The 14,887-nt window shown below is 66.8% G+C and carries 17 protein-coding genes; 10 read left to right on the top strand and 7 right to left on the bottom strand.

Translation table 11 applies throughout. The features are described from left to right. Positions 1 to 6: 6 nt before the first annotated feature. Positions 7 to 1,032, bottom strand: a complete 1,026-nt coding sequence (locus ACXDF8_RS16920; protein WP_457224432.1) for a quinone oxidoreductase family protein — start codon at positions 1,030 to 1,032, stop codon at positions 7 to 9. Positions 1,033 to 1,203: 171 nt separating this feature from the next. Between ACXDF8_RS16920 and ACXDF8_RS16925 the strand changes: the two genes are divergently transcribed. From ACXDF8_RS16925 to ACXDF8_RS16935, 3 genes are read left to right on the top strand one after another with little or no spacing between them, the layout of a single operon-like run. Beyond that, on the top strand, positions 1,204 to 2,058 hold the full coding sequence (locus ACXDF8_RS16925) for a lysophospholipid acyltransferase family protein (protein ID WP_457224433.1): 855 nt from the start codon (positions 1,204 to 1,206) through the stop codon (positions 2,056 to 2,058). Then, positions 2,058 to 2,579 carry a hypothetical protein gene (locus tag ACXDF8_RS16930; RefSeq protein WP_457224434.1) on the top strand — a complete coding sequence of 174 codons (522 nt, stop codon included), beginning with the start codon at positions 2,058 to 2,060 and terminating at the stop codon, positions 2,577 to 2,579. The genes ACXDF8_RS16925 and ACXDF8_RS16930 overlap by 1 nt, the downstream gene beginning before the upstream one ends. 8 nt (positions 2,580 to 2,587) lie before the next feature. Beyond that, the gene (locus ACXDF8_RS16935; RefSeq protein ID WP_457224435.1) at positions 2,588 to 3,325 is read left to right on the top strand and encodes a TetR/AcrR family transcriptional regulator; all 738 of its coding nucleotides are present in this window, start codon (positions 2,588 to 2,590) and stop codon (positions 3,323 to 3,325) included. A gap of 8 nt (positions 3,326 to 3,333) precedes the next feature. Here the strand turns inward: ACXDF8_RS16935 and ACXDF8_RS16940 are convergent, their stop codons facing one another. Further along, positions 3,334 to 3,762: a hypothetical protein gene (locus tag ACXDF8_RS16940; RefSeq protein ID WP_457224436.1), complete on the bottom strand. Its 429-nt coding sequence runs from the start codon at positions 3,760 to 3,762 to the stop codon at positions 3,334 to 3,336. An 87-nt stretch (positions 3,763 to 3,849) separates the two neighbouring features. Between ACXDF8_RS16940 and ACXDF8_RS16945 the strand changes: the two genes are divergently transcribed. The 4 genes from ACXDF8_RS16945 to ACXDF8_RS16960 all read left to right on the top strand — a co-directional run bounded on the left by ACXDF8_RS16945 (position 3,850) and on the right by ACXDF8_RS16960 (position 7,973). Continuing rightward, on the top strand, positions 3,850 to 4,869 hold the full coding sequence (locus ACXDF8_RS16945; protein WP_457224437.1) for a hypothetical protein: 1,020 nt from the start codon (positions 3,850 to 3,852) through the stop codon (positions 4,867 to 4,869). 98 nt (positions 4,870 to 4,967) lie between these two features. Further along, positions 4,968 to 6,035 carry an NAD-dependent epimerase/dehydratase family protein gene (locus ACXDF8_RS16950; RefSeq protein ID WP_457224438.1) on the top strand — a complete coding sequence of 356 codons (1,068 nt, stop codon included), beginning with the start codon at positions 4,968 to 4,970 and terminating at the stop codon, positions 6,033 to 6,035. Then, entirely contained in the window at positions 6,032 to 6,805 is a 774-nt protein-coding gene (locus tag ACXDF8_RS16955; protein WP_457224439.1) for an SDR family NAD(P)-dependent oxidoreductase, read from the top strand. Before ACXDF8_RS16950 ends, ACXDF8_RS16955 begins: the two co-directional genes overlap by 4 nt. A gap of 7 nt (positions 6,806 to 6,812) precedes the next feature. After that, the gene (locus ACXDF8_RS16960; RefSeq protein ID WP_457224546.1) at positions 6,813 to 7,973 is read left to right on the top strand and encodes an AI-2E family transporter; all 1,161 of its coding nucleotides are present in this window, start codon (positions 6,813 to 6,815) and stop codon (positions 7,971 to 7,973) included. 101 nt (positions 7,974 to 8,074) lie between these two features. Here the strand turns inward: ACXDF8_RS16960 and ACXDF8_RS16965 are convergent, their stop codons facing one another. Both ACXDF8_RS16965 and ACXDF8_RS16970 read right to left on the bottom strand, forming a co-directional pair. After that, positions 8,075 to 8,872 carry a dienelactone hydrolase family protein gene (locus ACXDF8_RS16965; RefSeq protein ID WP_457224440.1) on the bottom strand — a complete coding sequence of 266 codons (798 nt, stop codon included), beginning with the start codon at positions 8,870 to 8,872 and terminating at the stop codon, positions 8,075 to 8,077. Positions 8,873 to 8,881: 9 nt separating this feature from the next. Beyond that, complete coding sequence (locus ACXDF8_RS16970) at positions 8,882 to 9,646, bottom strand: DUF4245 domain-containing protein (protein WP_457224441.1); 765 nt, start codon at positions 9,644 to 9,646, stop codon at positions 8,882 to 8,884. 55 nt (positions 9,647 to 9,701) lie between these two features. Between ACXDF8_RS16970 and glpX the strand changes: the two genes are divergently transcribed. Both glpX and ACXDF8_RS16980 read left to right on the top strand, forming a co-directional pair. Further along, positions 9,702 to 10,733, top strand: a complete 1,032-nt coding sequence (glpX, locus tag ACXDF8_RS16975; RefSeq protein WP_457224442.1) for a class II fructose-bisphosphatase — start codon at positions 9,702 to 9,704, stop codon at positions 10,731 to 10,733. Positions 10,734 to 10,745: 12 nt separating this feature from the next. After that, positions 10,746 to 12,182 (top strand): class II fumarate hydratase, encoded by a 1,437-nt coding sequence (locus ACXDF8_RS16980; protein ID WP_457224443.1) that lies wholly within the window; start codon positions 10,746 to 10,748, stop codon positions 12,180 to 12,182. A gap of 21 nt (positions 12,183 to 12,203) precedes the next feature. Here ACXDF8_RS16980 and ACXDF8_RS16985 read toward each other — a convergent pair whose 3' ends face one another. Further along, complete coding sequence (locus ACXDF8_RS16985; protein ID WP_457224444.1) at positions 12,204 to 13,061, bottom strand: 1-acyl-sn-glycerol-3-phosphate acyltransferase; 858 nt, start codon at positions 13,059 to 13,061, stop codon at positions 12,204 to 12,206. A 66-nt stretch (positions 13,062 to 13,127) separates the two neighbouring features. Between ACXDF8_RS16985 and ACXDF8_RS16990 the strand changes: the two genes are divergently transcribed. Continuing rightward, positions 13,128 to 13,697 carry a TetR/AcrR family transcriptional regulator gene (locus ACXDF8_RS16990; RefSeq protein ID WP_457224445.1) on the top strand — a complete coding sequence of 190 codons (570 nt, stop codon included), beginning with the start codon at positions 13,128 to 13,130 and terminating at the stop codon, positions 13,695 to 13,697. Here the strand turns inward: ACXDF8_RS16990 and ACXDF8_RS16995 are convergent. Both ACXDF8_RS16995 and ACXDF8_RS17000 read right to left on the bottom strand, forming a co-directional pair. Further along, positions 13,681 to 13,968 carry a cation:proton antiporter domain-containing protein gene (locus ACXDF8_RS16995; protein WP_457224446.1) on the bottom strand — a complete coding sequence of 96 codons (288 nt, stop codon included), beginning with the start codon at positions 13,966 to 13,968 and terminating at the stop codon, positions 13,681 to 13,683. The genes ACXDF8_RS16990 and ACXDF8_RS16995 overlap by 17 nt on opposite strands. A gap of 13 nt (positions 13,969 to 13,981) precedes the next feature. Beyond that, positions 13,982 to 14,863: a polysaccharide deacetylase family protein gene (locus ACXDF8_RS17000; protein ID WP_457224447.1), complete on the bottom strand. Its 882-nt coding sequence runs from the start codon at positions 14,861 to 14,863 to the stop codon at positions 13,982 to 13,984. Positions 14,864 to 14,887: the final 24 nt, after the last annotated feature.

A 14,887-nucleotide genomic window follows, 5' to 3' on the forward strand; every position in this document is an offset into this window, starting at 1 on the left:
CGGCGGTCAGTCCGCCCACGGCAGCAGGACAACCTTGCCGGTGGTCTGCCGCGTCTCGACCAGGTGGTGGGCTTCGGCGGCATGTGAAAGCGGAAGCTGCAGACCGATATTCACCGTCAACTGCCCGCTGGACACGTAGCTGGTCAACTCATCCAGCGCCGGCCCCAGCGCCTGGCTGCCCTGCCCCTGGTACGGGTAGAGGCTGAAGAACCCGAGAGTTTGGTTCGCATTGAGCCGACCCGCCTGCAGCTGGGCACCGAAGTCCACGACGGGACTGGTCTGGTCTGCCGATCCGTAGGCGCTCAGCCGCCCGAACGGCGCAAGGCATGCGATGGCCTGGTCGAACGCGGAGCCGCCGACGTTCACCAAGGCGGCATCCACCCCTCGGCCGTACGTGGCGTCCAGGACCGCACTGCCCCAGTTCTCGTCGGTGTAGTCAATGGTCGCATCGGCACCCAGTTCCAGGATCCACGCACGCTTGGCCTCCGTGCTGGCAGCGCCGAACACCTTGCCGGCCTTCATGATCCTGCCCAGCTGCACACTCAACGAACCCAGTCCACCGGCTGCGGCCAGGACGAGCAGCGAATCCCCCGGCCTGAGCCGTACCCCGTCCTTCAAGAGAAAGTACGACGTGAGCCCCTGGATCAGCAGAGCCGTGCTCTCGGCGAAGCCGATGTCGTCGGGCAGCGGATAGACGGTGTCATGGTCGGTGACGACGTACTGCGCATAGGCACCGGGCAGCGCCGGTCCGATGATCCCGAAAACGCGCTGCCCCACCGTCAGACCGTCGACGCCATCTCCGAGTTCTTCGACGACACCGGCGAATTCGGCACCAAGAATGTGCGGCAGAGCCGGCCGGACCGGGTAGTTGTCGCGGCGTTGCTCGATGTCGGCGAAATTGAGGCCGGCAGCCTCGTTGCGGATGAGCACCTGGCCACGGCCCGGGCGCGGCTTGGGCAGCTCCTCGTAAGCCAGCGCTTCAGGCCCGCCATACCGCTGGATCCGAACGGCTTTCATGGTGCCCGCAGTCATCTGCGCCTCCTCGAGTTCGGCAGTACCGTGACGGTAGCCGACAAAGCGGATGAGGTCAATCCGTTTATGCGCGATCACGGTAGCCTGTCTCACATGTGATCTACTTCACCAACTGACCAATCGACCAAAACGGTCAGTATTGTGCTTATTGACTCAAGAGAGGTGGTCGCCGTGTCACGCTTGGCTGACCTGCAGGTATCCGTGTGGCGACACGCACTGAAAGCCGGTGCCGATAACGCACAGCCGCTGATCGATCTTTACCGGCCCTACGTCGAGGGCTTGGACAACCTGCCTGCCGATGGCCGCGTTCTCGTGGTCGGCAATCACACCCAGATGTCGGCGTGTGAGATCGTGCTGATCCCCTACTTCGTCCGGCGTCAGGTTGGAAAACGATTGCGCCCCTTGGCGGATCGACAATTCGGTCAGATGGGCGGCCCGCAACGCCACCTGATGGACGCCTTTGGCGGCGTCATCGGGTCGCCCGAAGCTGCCGCAGCACTGATGAACGCTGACGAGCCGGTTCTGGTGTTCCCCGGCGGCGGGCGTGAGATCGCCAAGTTCAAGGGCGAGGAATACAGGCTGCGGTGGGAGAACCGCGCCGGCTTCGCCCGCGTCGCCATCGCGCACAACTATCCGATCGTCACCGCCGCGCTGGTCGGCGGCGACGATGTCTACGTCAGCGTCACCGAGCGAGACAGCTTGTGGGGCAAGGCCAGCACCTGGCTTTCCACTCGATTCAGCGGCCGCAGTGACATGGCGATCCCGATCGTTCGTGGCGTCGGGCCGACGCTCATACCGCGCCCCCAGCGGATGTACCTTCGCTTCGGCAAACCCGTACCCACCGTCCGGCCCCGCAATGTCGCCGCCGACGATTGGACCCAGCAGGTCAAAGACCGCGTTCAGACGCAGCTGGAGAAGGACCTCGCCGAACTACAGGAGATCCGCAGCCGCGACCCTTATCGCAGCCTCAACCCCGCAGCCTGGCGTTCGGCGCTGCAGCCCGAGACGGCGAAGGCGGACAAGTGATGTCCGTCGTCGGGGGTCTCGATGGCGGTGGCGAGGTGCTGGCGCTCACCGAACCGGGCCGGTTCTTCGGCGACATCTTGGACATCGGGCGGTCCGACGCCGTCCTGCTCGTTGTGCGCGTCGCGAACGACTGCGCGGTCATCGCCCTGGAGATCCTGCCCGAATCGGTAGAGGCCGCGTGCCGGCAGGCCCACCGCGAGCCCTCGCACTGCGTGTCCATCGACGTCGCAGAGATCAGCCAGCTCCTGGGATACGGCGAACGCTGGACGGCGACGCTCGGTAGTCAGCTGCCGGTATCGAACGAAGGTGTCGCCCGCTTCGCCGTCGAGTTCGACTCCGAATCCGTGCCGACCGATGCGCAGTCTCCGGCGCCGGCGGCCCTGGGCGAGATGATCGGCCGGAACTGGTCCATCGACCACATCAGGCCGGCCCGTATCCGTCGCCCGGGCTGGTCCGATGAGATGGAGTTCGAGGCACCGATACTCGCGTGGTTGCTGAGCGTGCACCAAGACCAACGATGAGAGCCAGGATGAAGCCGAAGACCGAGAGCGAGCCCGCCGCAGACGCGGCAGTACTGCCTGAGTCACACTCTCCCAAAGCGGCCCGCATCCTCGAATCGGCGACGACACTGCTGCTTAACCGTGGCTTCAAGGGCCTCACCATCGCCGACGTCGCGCAGAGGGCCTACGTCGGCAAGGGCACTGTCTACCTTTATTGGCCCACCAAGGAAGATCTGCTCATCGGCCTGATCGGCCGCGACTTTCTCAGCACCGCAGACGAATTGATCGAGCGACTGACCGCCGATCCCGGCGCCGCGCGGCCGTCGCGGTTCTGCCCGCTGATGCTGGGCACAGCCCGTAGTCGGCCGCTGATGACCGCTCTGCACGATCACAACGACGACATCCTGGGGCTGCTGACCACGCATCCGCGCGCTGCGGAACTCGACGCCGCGGTCGGCCCCCGCCCGATGCTGCACGTGGCACTGCCCTCCTGGCGCGCCCACGGCATGGTGCGAACCGACTGGGATCCCGACGAGCAAGCCGTGGCCCTGATGGCGCTCACCGGCGGGATCATGATGGCGCTGGGCCGTCCGACCGTGACCGCCGGCGTCGATGTGTTCAGGGTCTTCGCGGCGGGCGTCACCGCCCTGCTGGGCGAGAAGGACGTCGGCGAGGACCACGTGCGGGCGGTCGCCGGCGACCTGATCGAATTCTTCCGGCAGGGACGCAGCACCATCCTGAAAGCCATCTGTTTACCGGAAGCCTGAGCGAGCGGCTATCCGCTGACCACACTCTTGACCGCCCGTCGGTAGGCGGCCCTCTGCTCGTCGGTCAGCGTTGGGGCAAAGATGACGACGACGTCCTCGGCCTGCAGCATGTCGGGCATCGTCGCCGCGTACAGCTCGGCACGGCCAGTGCTGGGAAACTTCAGAATGGACACCGTGTCGGTATCGGTGGCCTGCACGCAACCGGCGGTGGGGCACTTCGATGCCGTCGCGTCGCGCGGGTTCGCTGCCGGCAGCTTGGCCTTGCCGATGGCGTCCAACACGGCAGCCACGGAGACGTCGTTCAGGACGACCGGGCCTGCCGCGGCAGTGGACGGCGCCGGTACGTTCGAGTTCGGGCCACAGCCCGCCAGAGCGGCAACTGCAACGAGCGCGATCGCCAACCGTCTTCCCACCTGTTGCAGTTGCGGCACCGGCATGCTTCGAGCGTAGCCATGCAAGCCGTGTGAGCCGTCGGCAGAACTCACAGCAAACCTCCAAGCTCGTCATCGTTACACTCTGCAGTCGTGTCGAGCCGTCGCACGATCGCGATCTTGGTCGCCGCAGCGTTGCTGCTGATGGGTTGCGGCCGGGGCGTACCGGATCGCTCCGCGGAAGCCGCCGCACTGAGGATCGAGATAGGACACTTTCCCGGCGTCGTCGGGGTCAGCAGTGACATCGCGCACAACCAGGCCCAAGGGATGGTGTTCTTTCGGCTCTACGCCGACGTGGCCGACGACATCACCGCCGACCAAGCCGCTGCGGTGACGGCGCGCTATCTACACGGTATCGACGGCGGCAGGTACCCCGGATACCGCGTCGAATTGGACTTACGTCACGGCTGGAACGTGTTCGCCGTAGACAGTGGAGAGCTCCCGATCACCAACCGGGAACAGATCGTCTCGCAAGCTCGTGCCTGGGTGGCACTTCGCCGCGAGTTCCACAGTGCCACAGTCAGACTGCGAGCGACCATCCGCCATCCTGGCGGCCGGATCAGCGACCGGGAGGCCGGTCATTCCAATCTGGCCACCCTTCAGCTGGCCGATCCTGCCGACTACCGGGCCGTCGATGCCGCCGCACGGCGGCTCGTCGATCGATTCGGTCCGCTGGCCGGTCTCGACTGGGTGATCGACGCCGGCAAGGACCACCCGGCGGAGATCGCGACTTCACGGCGGCTGCCTTCCCCAGCCGAACTACAGGTCTTCGACCGGCTCAACGCCGACCAGTCGATTCCGCACGTTGACCGGCTGCGCATCAACGGTCCGGTGACGCCGCCGGTCTGGTTCTCCGAGAAGACGGCCGCCTCTCACGCCGTCGAGACGGCGCTGCAGCTGGCCCGCGAGCACCTGCCGATCGTCGCCGCGCTGCCGGGTCCGGTGCTGTACACCGCCGGAGACCAGCTCTCCGGGCACATCGGCGGCCGCGGCTTCGCCCGCGGACCGGTGGCGGTCACCGTCGGCGGCTGCACCCCGCACGATCCGCTGGTGTACCTGCCCATCCCGCAAGAGCGGTCATTGATAGCGCGTTACGAGGCCTGCGCGTCCTGAGTTCCGCCCCGGCAGAGACCACGAAGGCCGGATCACACCGTCACGTCGCCGTACCGGGTACGTTTCCACCAACACGGTCCGGCCGGGAAGGGAGTTCGATGTCCGACGCTGTTCTGGTGACGGGTGCATTCGGCATGGTGGGCAGCACGACGGTCAAGCACCTCGCCGCCGCGGGACGGCACGTGGTGGCCACCGATCTGGACACGCCGGCCACCCGCAAGGCCGCCGCGGCCCTGTCCCCCGGGGTGACGGTGCGCTGGGCGGACCTGACCGACGCGGCTGCCGTCTCACGACTGCTCGCCGACGTCGCGCCGGCTGCCGTGATCCACCTGGCCGCGGTGATCCCGCCGCTGTGTTACGCCAAGCCCGCGCTGGCTCGCAAGGTGAACGTGGATGCGACGGCCAATCTGGTGAAAGCCGCAGAGGCGATGGATGTTCCGCCTCGCCTCGTGCAGGCGTCGAGCATCGCCGTCTACGGGCCCCGCAACCCGCACCACATCACCGACGTGCTGACCGCGGATACCCCGGTCAGCCCTTACGACATCTACGGCCAGCACAAGGTCGAAGCGGAAGCCGTCGTCCGGGCATCCAGCCTGGACTGGGTGATCCTTCGGCTGGGCGGGGTGCTGACCACCGCGCTCAATCTGAGCATCGACCCCAACCTGATCTTTTTCGAGGGGGTGCTGCCCGCCGACGGGCGGCTGCAGACCGTCGACGTCCGCGACGTCGCGCACGCCTTCGGCGCAGCCACCACCGCCGACGTGGTCGGCCGGACGCTGCTGATCGGCGGCGACAGTTCGCACCGACTGGTGCAGGGGGACATCGCGTCGTCCACCGCGGCGGCGATGGGTCTGGTCGGCGCTCTGCCCCCCGGGCGCAAGGGCAATCCCGACGACGACAACGCGTGGTTCGCCACCGACTGGATGGACTCCGCGACGGCTCAGGAGGTGCTCAAGCACCAGCACCACTCGTGGCCGGACATGCTGAAAGAGACGGCGGAAAACGTCGGCTGGAAACGCTACGTGTTCCGGCTCGTCGCACCGCTGGCCCGCGAGTACCTGCGCCGCCAGTCGCCCTACTACGGCCAGCCGGGTCAGTACGCCGATCCGTGGGAGGCCGTGCGCAGCAAGTGGGGCGCCCCCGAATCCGATGCAAAGACAACATGACTGAGGCGGTGGCCGTCATCGTCGGCGGCGCCTCCGGTATCGGCTGGGCAACGGCGCAGACCCTGGCCGACCGGGGCCACCGGGTGACGATCGCAGACCGCAACATCGATCTGGCCCGTCAGCGGGCCGCCGAACTGGGTGATCCGCATACCTGGGCGAAGGTGGAGGTCACCGACGAGGCCACGGTCGCCGCTCTTTTCGACGGTGTGGTGGCTCAGAACGGCAGGCTCGACGTGGTGGTGAACTGCGCGGGCTTCAGCGGATTCGGGTTGATCACGGAGCTGGATGCCGAGCAGTTCCGCTCGGTGATCGACGTCTGCCTCAACGGGGCGTTCCTGGTGATCAAGCATGCCGGGCGACATCTCGGCGACGGCGGCGCCGTAGTGTCGTTGACGTCGCTCAACGCCCGTCAGCCGGCGATCGGGATGAGCGCGTACTGCGCCGCGAAGGCGGGCTTGTCGATGCTGACCCAGGTCGCCGCCCTGGAACTGGGGCCGCGCGGCATCCGGGTCAATGCGGTGGCGCCGGGGTTCGTGCACACTCCACTGACCGAGGGTGCGGCGGCGATTCCCGGCGTGATCGAGGAGTACGTCGAGAACACCGCGCTGGGCCGGCCGGGGACCCCCCAGGACATCGCCGAGGCGGTCGCTTTCCTGTGCTCTCCGCAGTCGTCCTGGCTGACCGGGGAGATTCTCGACCTCAACGGCGGCGCGCACCTCAAGCGCTATCCCAACATCCACGATCACCTGACCCGATTGATGAGCCAATGAGGTCGTTCTGAACACCGAGTTCACCCAGCCCCAGAAGCGGGCACTGGCGATCATCACGGTGATCGCCCTGCTGCTGGGGGCCTACTTCCTGCGGCATTACTTCATCCTGGTGGTGATCGCGGCGATCGTGGCGTATCTGTTCACTCCGCTGTACAACCGGTGCCGCAACAGATTCGGCAGCGGCTTGTCGGCGACGCTGACGGTGCTCGCCGCGCTGGCGACGGTAATCATCCCGATCGGCGCCCTGGTGACACTTGCGGTGCTTCAGATTTCGCACATGGTCGTGCACGTCGCCGAGTGGGTGCAGACCGCCGACCTGTCGACCCTCGGCGACAAGTCGCTGGCCCTGACCAACCAGCTGCTGGCCAAGCTGCCGTTCGGTCATTTCAGTGTCACGACGGACTCGCTGCGCACCACCATGGTGAACGTCTCGCAGAGCGTCGGACAGTGGCTGTTGCACGCCATTCAGGGTGCGGCCGGTGGGGCAATCGGGGTGATCACGTCGGCGATCATCTTCTTGTACGTCCTGGTCTCACTGCTGACCAACCAGGAGTCGGTGCTCACGCTGATCCGCCGGCTCAACCCGCTCGGCGAAGAGGTCACCGACCTGTACTTGGCCAAGATGGGTGCGATGGTGAAGGGAACCGTCAAGGGGCAGTTCATCATTGCGATGGTTCAGGGTGTGCTCGGCGCGGTGTCGATCTATATCGGCGGATTCCACAACGGGTTCTTCATCTTCGCGATCTTCCTGACCGCGCTGTCGGTGATCCCGCTGGGCAGCGGGATCGTCACCATCCCGTTCGGCATCGGGATGATGTTCTTCGGCAACATTCCCGGCGGCCTGTTCGTGGTGCTGTTCCACCTCATCGCCGTCACCAACGTCGACAACTTCCTGCGACCCATACTGGTGCCGCGCGAGGCACGCCTGGACCCCGCGCTGATGCTGCTGGCAGTCTTCTCCGGGATCGCGATGTTCGGCTTCTGGGGCATCGTGCTGGGGCCGGTGCTGATGATCATCATCGTCACCACGATCTCGGTGTACCTGGCCGTCTATAAGGGCGTGGAGATGACCACGCACGAACCGCCGGAGCAACGCCGTCGCCTCTTCACACGGCGGACCAAAGCCGAGGCCGGCGCGACCGCCGATCAGCAGGGCGGCGGAGTCTGATGCCCTCACCAGGGGATGGGTGGCTTTTCCAGGACGCGATATCGCCGGTGATATCGCGTCCTGGAGAACAGTGACGTCAAGAGACAGGCGGATGGGCCGCGTTACGTCAGCCGTTCCTTGAGGAACTCCACTACACGCTTGCGCGCCTCGTAGGCCGGTTGACCGTCCACTTCGCGGACCTCGCGGGTGAGCACCGAGTGCGCCATCCGCCCGAATCCGTCCTTGTTGCCCGGCGAAGAATCCAACTCGATCACTTCGAAGGCGTCGCCGAGGCGGTCCTTGAGCGTCTTGAACCGTTCGGCCGGCGACATCGGGTCAGCGCTGAACCGCAGGCCCAACGCGCACAACCCGTCCTCGGCGACACGCTTCTCGATGACCCTCATCTCGCCTTCACTCAAGCCGGGATCGCGCTTCTGTTTGGCGGTGAGCCCGAGCGGCACCGACGGCTGACTGAGCACCGGTGCCAGCACACTGTCGTCGACGGCGGCCGCCAGCGCGAACCCGCCGGAGAAGCACTGCCCGATCACCCCGACGCCCCTGCCGCCGGTCTTCTGTTTCAGATCGCGCGCCAGCGCCCGCAGGTAGTGCGAGACCGGACGCTCCCTGTTGGTGGCGAAGGCAGCGAACTCCTTGGCCACACACCCGCGAGCCAGCGTGCCGATTGAGCCCACTCTGATCGCCGGCGCTCCCGGCGTTCCGTACAGTGATGGACTCGCCACGGTGAAACCGTTGTCCACCAAGTAGTTTCCCAGCGCCAGGACACCGGGATGCGCGCCGGGCATCTCGGGGATGAGCACCACTCCGGGTCCTTCGCCCTTGCGGTACACGTCGTGGGTGAAGCCAGCCGCGGAGAACGGCTCCCGCCTCCATCCGGTGAGATCGGCTTCGGGTGCGGGCATTGGCGTCTCCTATCGGCTTGGCGTCAGCGGCTGCTGGGTCTGCGTGGCGACGGCCAGCGTACGGAAATCGGCACTGCTTCCGGCACCGGTTATCGCCAATTGAGCAGGCCCGGCCGCACTGTCCACCCGAGCGGTCCACACCGGCTCGGTGTCCTCACCGCCCTCGTAGACGATCCACTTGACCCCGTCGATGTCCTGGGCGCCGGTCGGATACATCGACGTATGGATCGACCCGACCAGCGCTTGCTCGTCGGCGTTGCTTTGCGTCAGGCGCACGAACATCTTCGACGCCGCGATGTAGCCGACGGTGGAGGTGACCGCGCGGACCCGCTGCCCGGTCTTGGGATCGACCCGGCCTGCCTCGATGCCACCGCGGCTGCCGGAGTTGGCCTGCCACCCCTGCGGTACCTGCGGCAACCGGATCGGGATGCCCAGCGCGGCCGCGTCGGCCGTCAGCGCGGCAGGAGCGTCGTAGGACGGCACCGCGCCGTCCCCAGGGCCGTTGGGCCGAAACGAACACATCCCGACCAGCCCAGCGAGCACGATGCAGACCACGACGAGCGGGGCCAGCGACCAGAACATGTCGCGGCCGTCCTGCAACAGGCGCGGCTTGGCCTCTTTCGGGCCCGGAGCCGCTGGGCCGGCGACATTCGGAACCGGAGCCGCTGGGCCGGCGACATTCGGAACCGGAGCCGCTGGGCCGGCGACATTCGGAACCGGAGCCGCTGGGCCGGCGACATTCGGAACCGGAGCCGCTGGTGGAGGGGTCGTCACGACTGCCAGTATCCCAGGTCTGGACTGCTGACCGGCTTCTGGGACAATCTCAGCCATGCCAGACGCCCGTCGCCGTGAAGCGCCCGATCGCAACCTCGCCCTGGAACTGGTCAGGGTCACCGAAGCGGGCGCCATGGCCGCCGGCCGTTGGGTGGGCCGAGGTGATAAGGAGGGCGGTGACGGCGCCGCCGTCGACGCCATGCGGGAGCTGGTGAACTCAGTCTCGATGCGCGGCGTCGTGGTGATCGGCGAGGGCGAGAAGGACAACGCCCCGATGCTCTACAACGGCGAGGAAGTCGGCAACGGCGACGGGCCGGATTGCGACTTCGCCGTCGACCCCGTCGACGGCACCACGCTGATGAGCAAGGGCATGCCCAACGCCATCTCAGTGCTCGCGGTGGCCGAACGCGGTGCGATGTTCGACCCGTCTGCGGTGTTCTACATGAACAAGATCGCCGCCGGCCCCGACGTCGCCGACTTCATCGACATCACCTCGCCGATCGCGGCCAACATCCAGCGCCTCGCCAAGGTCCGCAAGGCATCAGTCTCCGACATCACCGTCTGCATCCTGGACCGGCCGCGGCACACCAAGCTGATGGCCGAGGTTCGCGACGCCGGTGCCCGTATCCGGCTGATCTCCGACGGAGACGTCGCCGGTGCCATCTCGGCCTGCCGGCCCGAGTCCGGCACCGACATGCTCGCCGGCATCGGCGGCACCCCGGAGGGCATCATCACCGCTGCCGCGATCCGCTGCATGGGCGGCGAGATCCAGGCCCAGCTGGCGCCCACCGACGACGAGGAACGCCAGAAGGCCATCGACCGCGGTCACGACCTTGACCGGGTGCTGACCACCAAGGACCTGGTGGCCGGGGAGAACGTGTTCTTCTGCGCCACCGGCGTCACCGACGGGGACCTACTCAAGGGTGTCCGGTACTTCGGCGGCGGATGCACCACCCAGTCGATCGTGATGCGCTCGAAGTCTGGCACGGTCCGGATGATCGACGCTTACCACCGGCTTTCGAAACTGAACGAGTACTCCGCGGTGGACTTCACCGGGGACAAGTCCGCGGCCTACCCGCTTCCCTAAGAAAGGCAATTGATGACCGACAGTGCTGTTGGCAACGGCGTCGAGGGCGAATACCGCATCGAGCACGACACCATGGGCGAGGTCAGGGTTCCGATCAACGCACTGTGGCGCGCGCAGACCCAGCGGGCCGTCGAGAACTTCCCGATCTCGTTCCGGGGCCTCGAGCGCACCCAGATCCGCGCACTGGGCCTGCTGAAAGCGGCGTGCGCCCAGGTGAACAAGGACTTGGGCAAGCTGTCGGCGGAGAAGGCCGACGCGATCATCGCCGCCGCCGGTGAGATCGCCGACGGGCTGCACGACGACCAGTTCCCCATCGACGTGTTCCAGACCGGCTCGGGCACCAGCTCGAACATGAACGCCAACGAGGTGATCGCCTCGATCTGTGAGCGCAACGGCGTGACGGTGCACCCGAACGACGACGTCAACATGTCGCAGAGCTCGAATGACACCTTCCCCACCGCCACTCACATCGCCGCCACCGAAGCTGCTGTGCGCCATCTGATTCCGGCACTGGAGGTGCTGCACGAGTCGCTGGCCAACAAGGCTCGTCAGTGGCGCACCGTGGTCAAGTCCGGCCGTACCCACCTGATGGATGCGGTTCCGGTGACCCTCGGCCAGGAGTTCGGCGGTTACGCCCGCCAGGTCGAGGCAGGCATCGAACGGGTCAAGGCCACCCTCCCCCGCCTGGGTGAGCTCGCCATCGGAGGCACGGCTGTCGGCACCGGACTGAACGCCCCCGAGGGCTTCGGCGCCAAGGTCGTCGACGTGCTCGTCACGCAGACCGGCCTGGCCGAATTGCGCACGGCGAAGGACTCTTTCGAAGCTCAAGCGGCACGCGACGGACTGGTCGAGGCCTCCGGGGCGCTCAAGACCATCGCCGCCTCGCTGACCAAGATCGCCAACGACATCCGCTGGATGGGCTCGGGCCCGCTGACCGGACTGGGCGAACTGCAGCTGCCCGACCTGCAGCCGGGTAGCTCGATCATGCCGGGCAAGGTCAACCCCGTCATCCCCGAGGCCGTGACCCAAGTGGCCGCCCAGGTCATCGGCAACGACGCCGCGATCACCGTCGGCGGCCTGTCCGGGGCGTTCGAACTGAACGTGTACATCCCGATGATGGCGCGCAACCTGCTGGAGTCGTTCACGCTGCTGAGTAATGTGTCAAAGCTGTTTGCCGCCAAGTGCATCGACGGATTGATCGCCAATGAAGCACACCTGCGCGAGCTCGCCGAGTCCTCACCGTCGATCGTCACGCCGCTGAACTCGGCGATCGGCTACGAGGAGGCCGCCAAGGTCGCCAAGCAGGCGCTCAAGGAGAAGAAGACGATCCGCCAGACGGTCATCGACCGCGGCCTGATCGGCGACAAGCTCTCCGAAGCCGAACTCGACAAACGCCTCGACGTGCTGGCCATGGCGAAGGTGGTCGATGAGCGCTTGCGCGAAGAGTGACGCGCCAGACGGCGACTGACCTCAGGCCGGTTGGCGCGCCCTGCGGCGCGCCAACGGGTTGAGGTCGCGGAACGGGTCGTCCTCGCGCAACGCCAACAGGTCGGCCAACGCCTCCTCGAGAGCGGCCTGGGTACTCTGCTTGACCGCCGTCACCCAGCCCGGCGTATCGACCCCGACCGGGGTCGACGTGTCGATGGGCGAGCCGAAGCGCAGGTACATCCGCTGCGGCCGGGGAATCAGCGTCGGGCCGATGCCGCGCATCAACGGCATCGCCATACCGGACCGGCCGGTGAGCCTGCCGCCGATCGCTTCGCTGAGCCGTCCCATTGCGCTGTCGCGCGAGATCACGCTGCGGTACACGTCATCACCACCGACCAGGGCGACCGGGACAATCGGATAGCCGTTGGCGACCGCCACCCGGGCGAACCCGGCCCGGCCCTGCCAGCGCAGCGCGTACTCCTCGCCCTTGAACTTGGGTATTTCCCGGCCCCCGCCGGGAAAGACGAGGACGGTCTGATCGTGGCGCATCAGTTCGTCGGCCGCGTCGGGCGCCCCGACCACCGCCCCGTAGGCCGCGGCCAGATCGGCGGCCAGTCCGCGCATCCGCCCGAGATTGCGGTCGGCCAGCGGGCGGACCCGCACGCCGATCGCGCGGTTGACGGCGTACGGAATCAGGAAGATCTCGGCTCCGGCCTGAGTATGGTTGCCCACCAACAAGAATCGGCCGTCTGCCGGCAGGTTGTCGGTGCCGTCGACGTAGGGGCGCATGCCGTCGACGATCAGATCGGCGACACTGCCGGAGGCGGCAAGAACCCGGCGCAAAGCCTCGACCCGCGGCGGGTGCTGCATGACCGCTTCCAGCTGGGACCGATCGTCCATGAGACATTCCCCTGTTCTCGAGACCCGGTTAACAAACGAACTAGTTCGTCAGGCTATCATTGTCCTGTGCGGACCACAGATGAGCTTCGCGGCGAGATCATGTCCGCTGCGCGCGCCGAGTTCGCGCAATACGGTCTCGCGGGTGCCCGCATCGACCGCATAGCCAAGTCCGCCAACGCCAGCAAGGAACGGCTCTACGCCCACTTCGGCGACAAGGAGACCCTGTTCCGCGACGTGGTTGCGGCCAACGTCACCGAGTTCTTCCACGCCGTGCCAATGCGCTCCGACGCCGTGGCCGAGTTCGTCGGCGACTTGTTCGACCTCACCGCCCGCCGACCGGAGCACCACCGGATGGTCACCTGGGCCCGGTTGGAAGGTCTGGCGCTCGACCCCCCGACCGCCGACGGCGAACTGATCCCCGAGCGAGCCTTCGCCACCATCATCGAAGCCCAGGCAGCCGGACACGTCGACCCGTCGTGGGACCCCGAGGAGCTGTTGGTGGTGCTGTTCGGGATTGCACTGGCCTGGGCGCACTGGCCCGATCCCGCGGCAATGACCGCCGACGCTGCGACGCGAGAACGTCGCCGTGCCGCCGCCGTGCGGGCCGCCTCCAGGGTGATCAGTCCGTCGCGGTGACCCGGGTGACGTGCCCGCGGCGGAAGACCTTGGCTGGGTCGAGCTTGGCCGCCTGGTTGAACAGGATGACGGTAAGCGCCAGCTGCGCCAACACGGTGTAGTCCTGGGGGCCCGGCCCGGCGTCGAGCAGGTCGAAACCGAATGGGCCCAATGCCATTCCAAGGCCGACGAAGATCAGCGCCGGCGCGACATACCAGCGGCTGACCAGACCCGAGACCACCGCGTAGCCGAGCATCAGCAGGGTGAGGACGAACGAGGTGGCGGTATGCACCTAAGCGGCGGCTCTAGGCACCGTTGTTGGAGCCACCGGAATTGGCCCCCGGGATGTCGGTGATCGGAATGTTCGGCATCGGCTTGGGCGACGGGGTCGCCGGCAACGTCGGGATGTCGGCGGCCGGGATGTCCTGCAACAGGTTGACCGGGGGCCCGTTGTCGCGCGAGCCGTACACGCTGCCCGGTGCGCGCGGTCCGAGCATCTCGCTGACCGTGACCATGTGATAGCCGTTGGCCTTGAGCACCGGGATGAACTGCTGCACGAGATCCACAGTGGACGAGTAGGTGTCGTGGAACAGCACCACTGAGTTGGGCTTGATCTGGCTCATCAGCATGTAGCGGGTAGCGGCGGTATTGGAGTCATTCATCCAGTCGAACGGGATGACATCCCACAGGATCGCCGCCAGGCCGTATTGGGCGGCGATCTGGTTGACCGCGTCGTTGGTCAGGCCACCGGCCGGGCGCCACAGCTTCGGTGTCTGCCCGGTGGCGGCCTTGATCGCGTCGTTAGCCCTGCTGAACTGGGCGGCAACGTCCTCGATCGGGATCGTCGTCATGTTCGGGTGTTCCCAAGTATGGCTGCCGAGTTCCATACCGGCGTCGACCACCCGTTTGGCGCCGGCCGGGTTCGCGGCGACCTTGTTGCCGATCTCGAAGAAGGTGGCCTTGGCGTCGGCGTCGTTCAGGATGCCCAGCAGCCGGTCGGTGTAGGGCGTCGGGCCGTCGTCGAAAGTCAGCGCGACGCACTTGACCACCGAACAGTCGACCGAATCCGCCTTGGCCACCTTGACATGGCCGGTGAAGCCCCCGATGACGACGACGGCCACGCCGGCGCAGACGCCGATCACGGTCCGCAGATAAGACCAGGAGGGGCTGTCTTGTCGGCGTGGCACGCCGCCGAGTTTACCGGCCGTAGC

The organism is Mycolicibacterium sp. CBM1 (assembly GCF_054073305.1).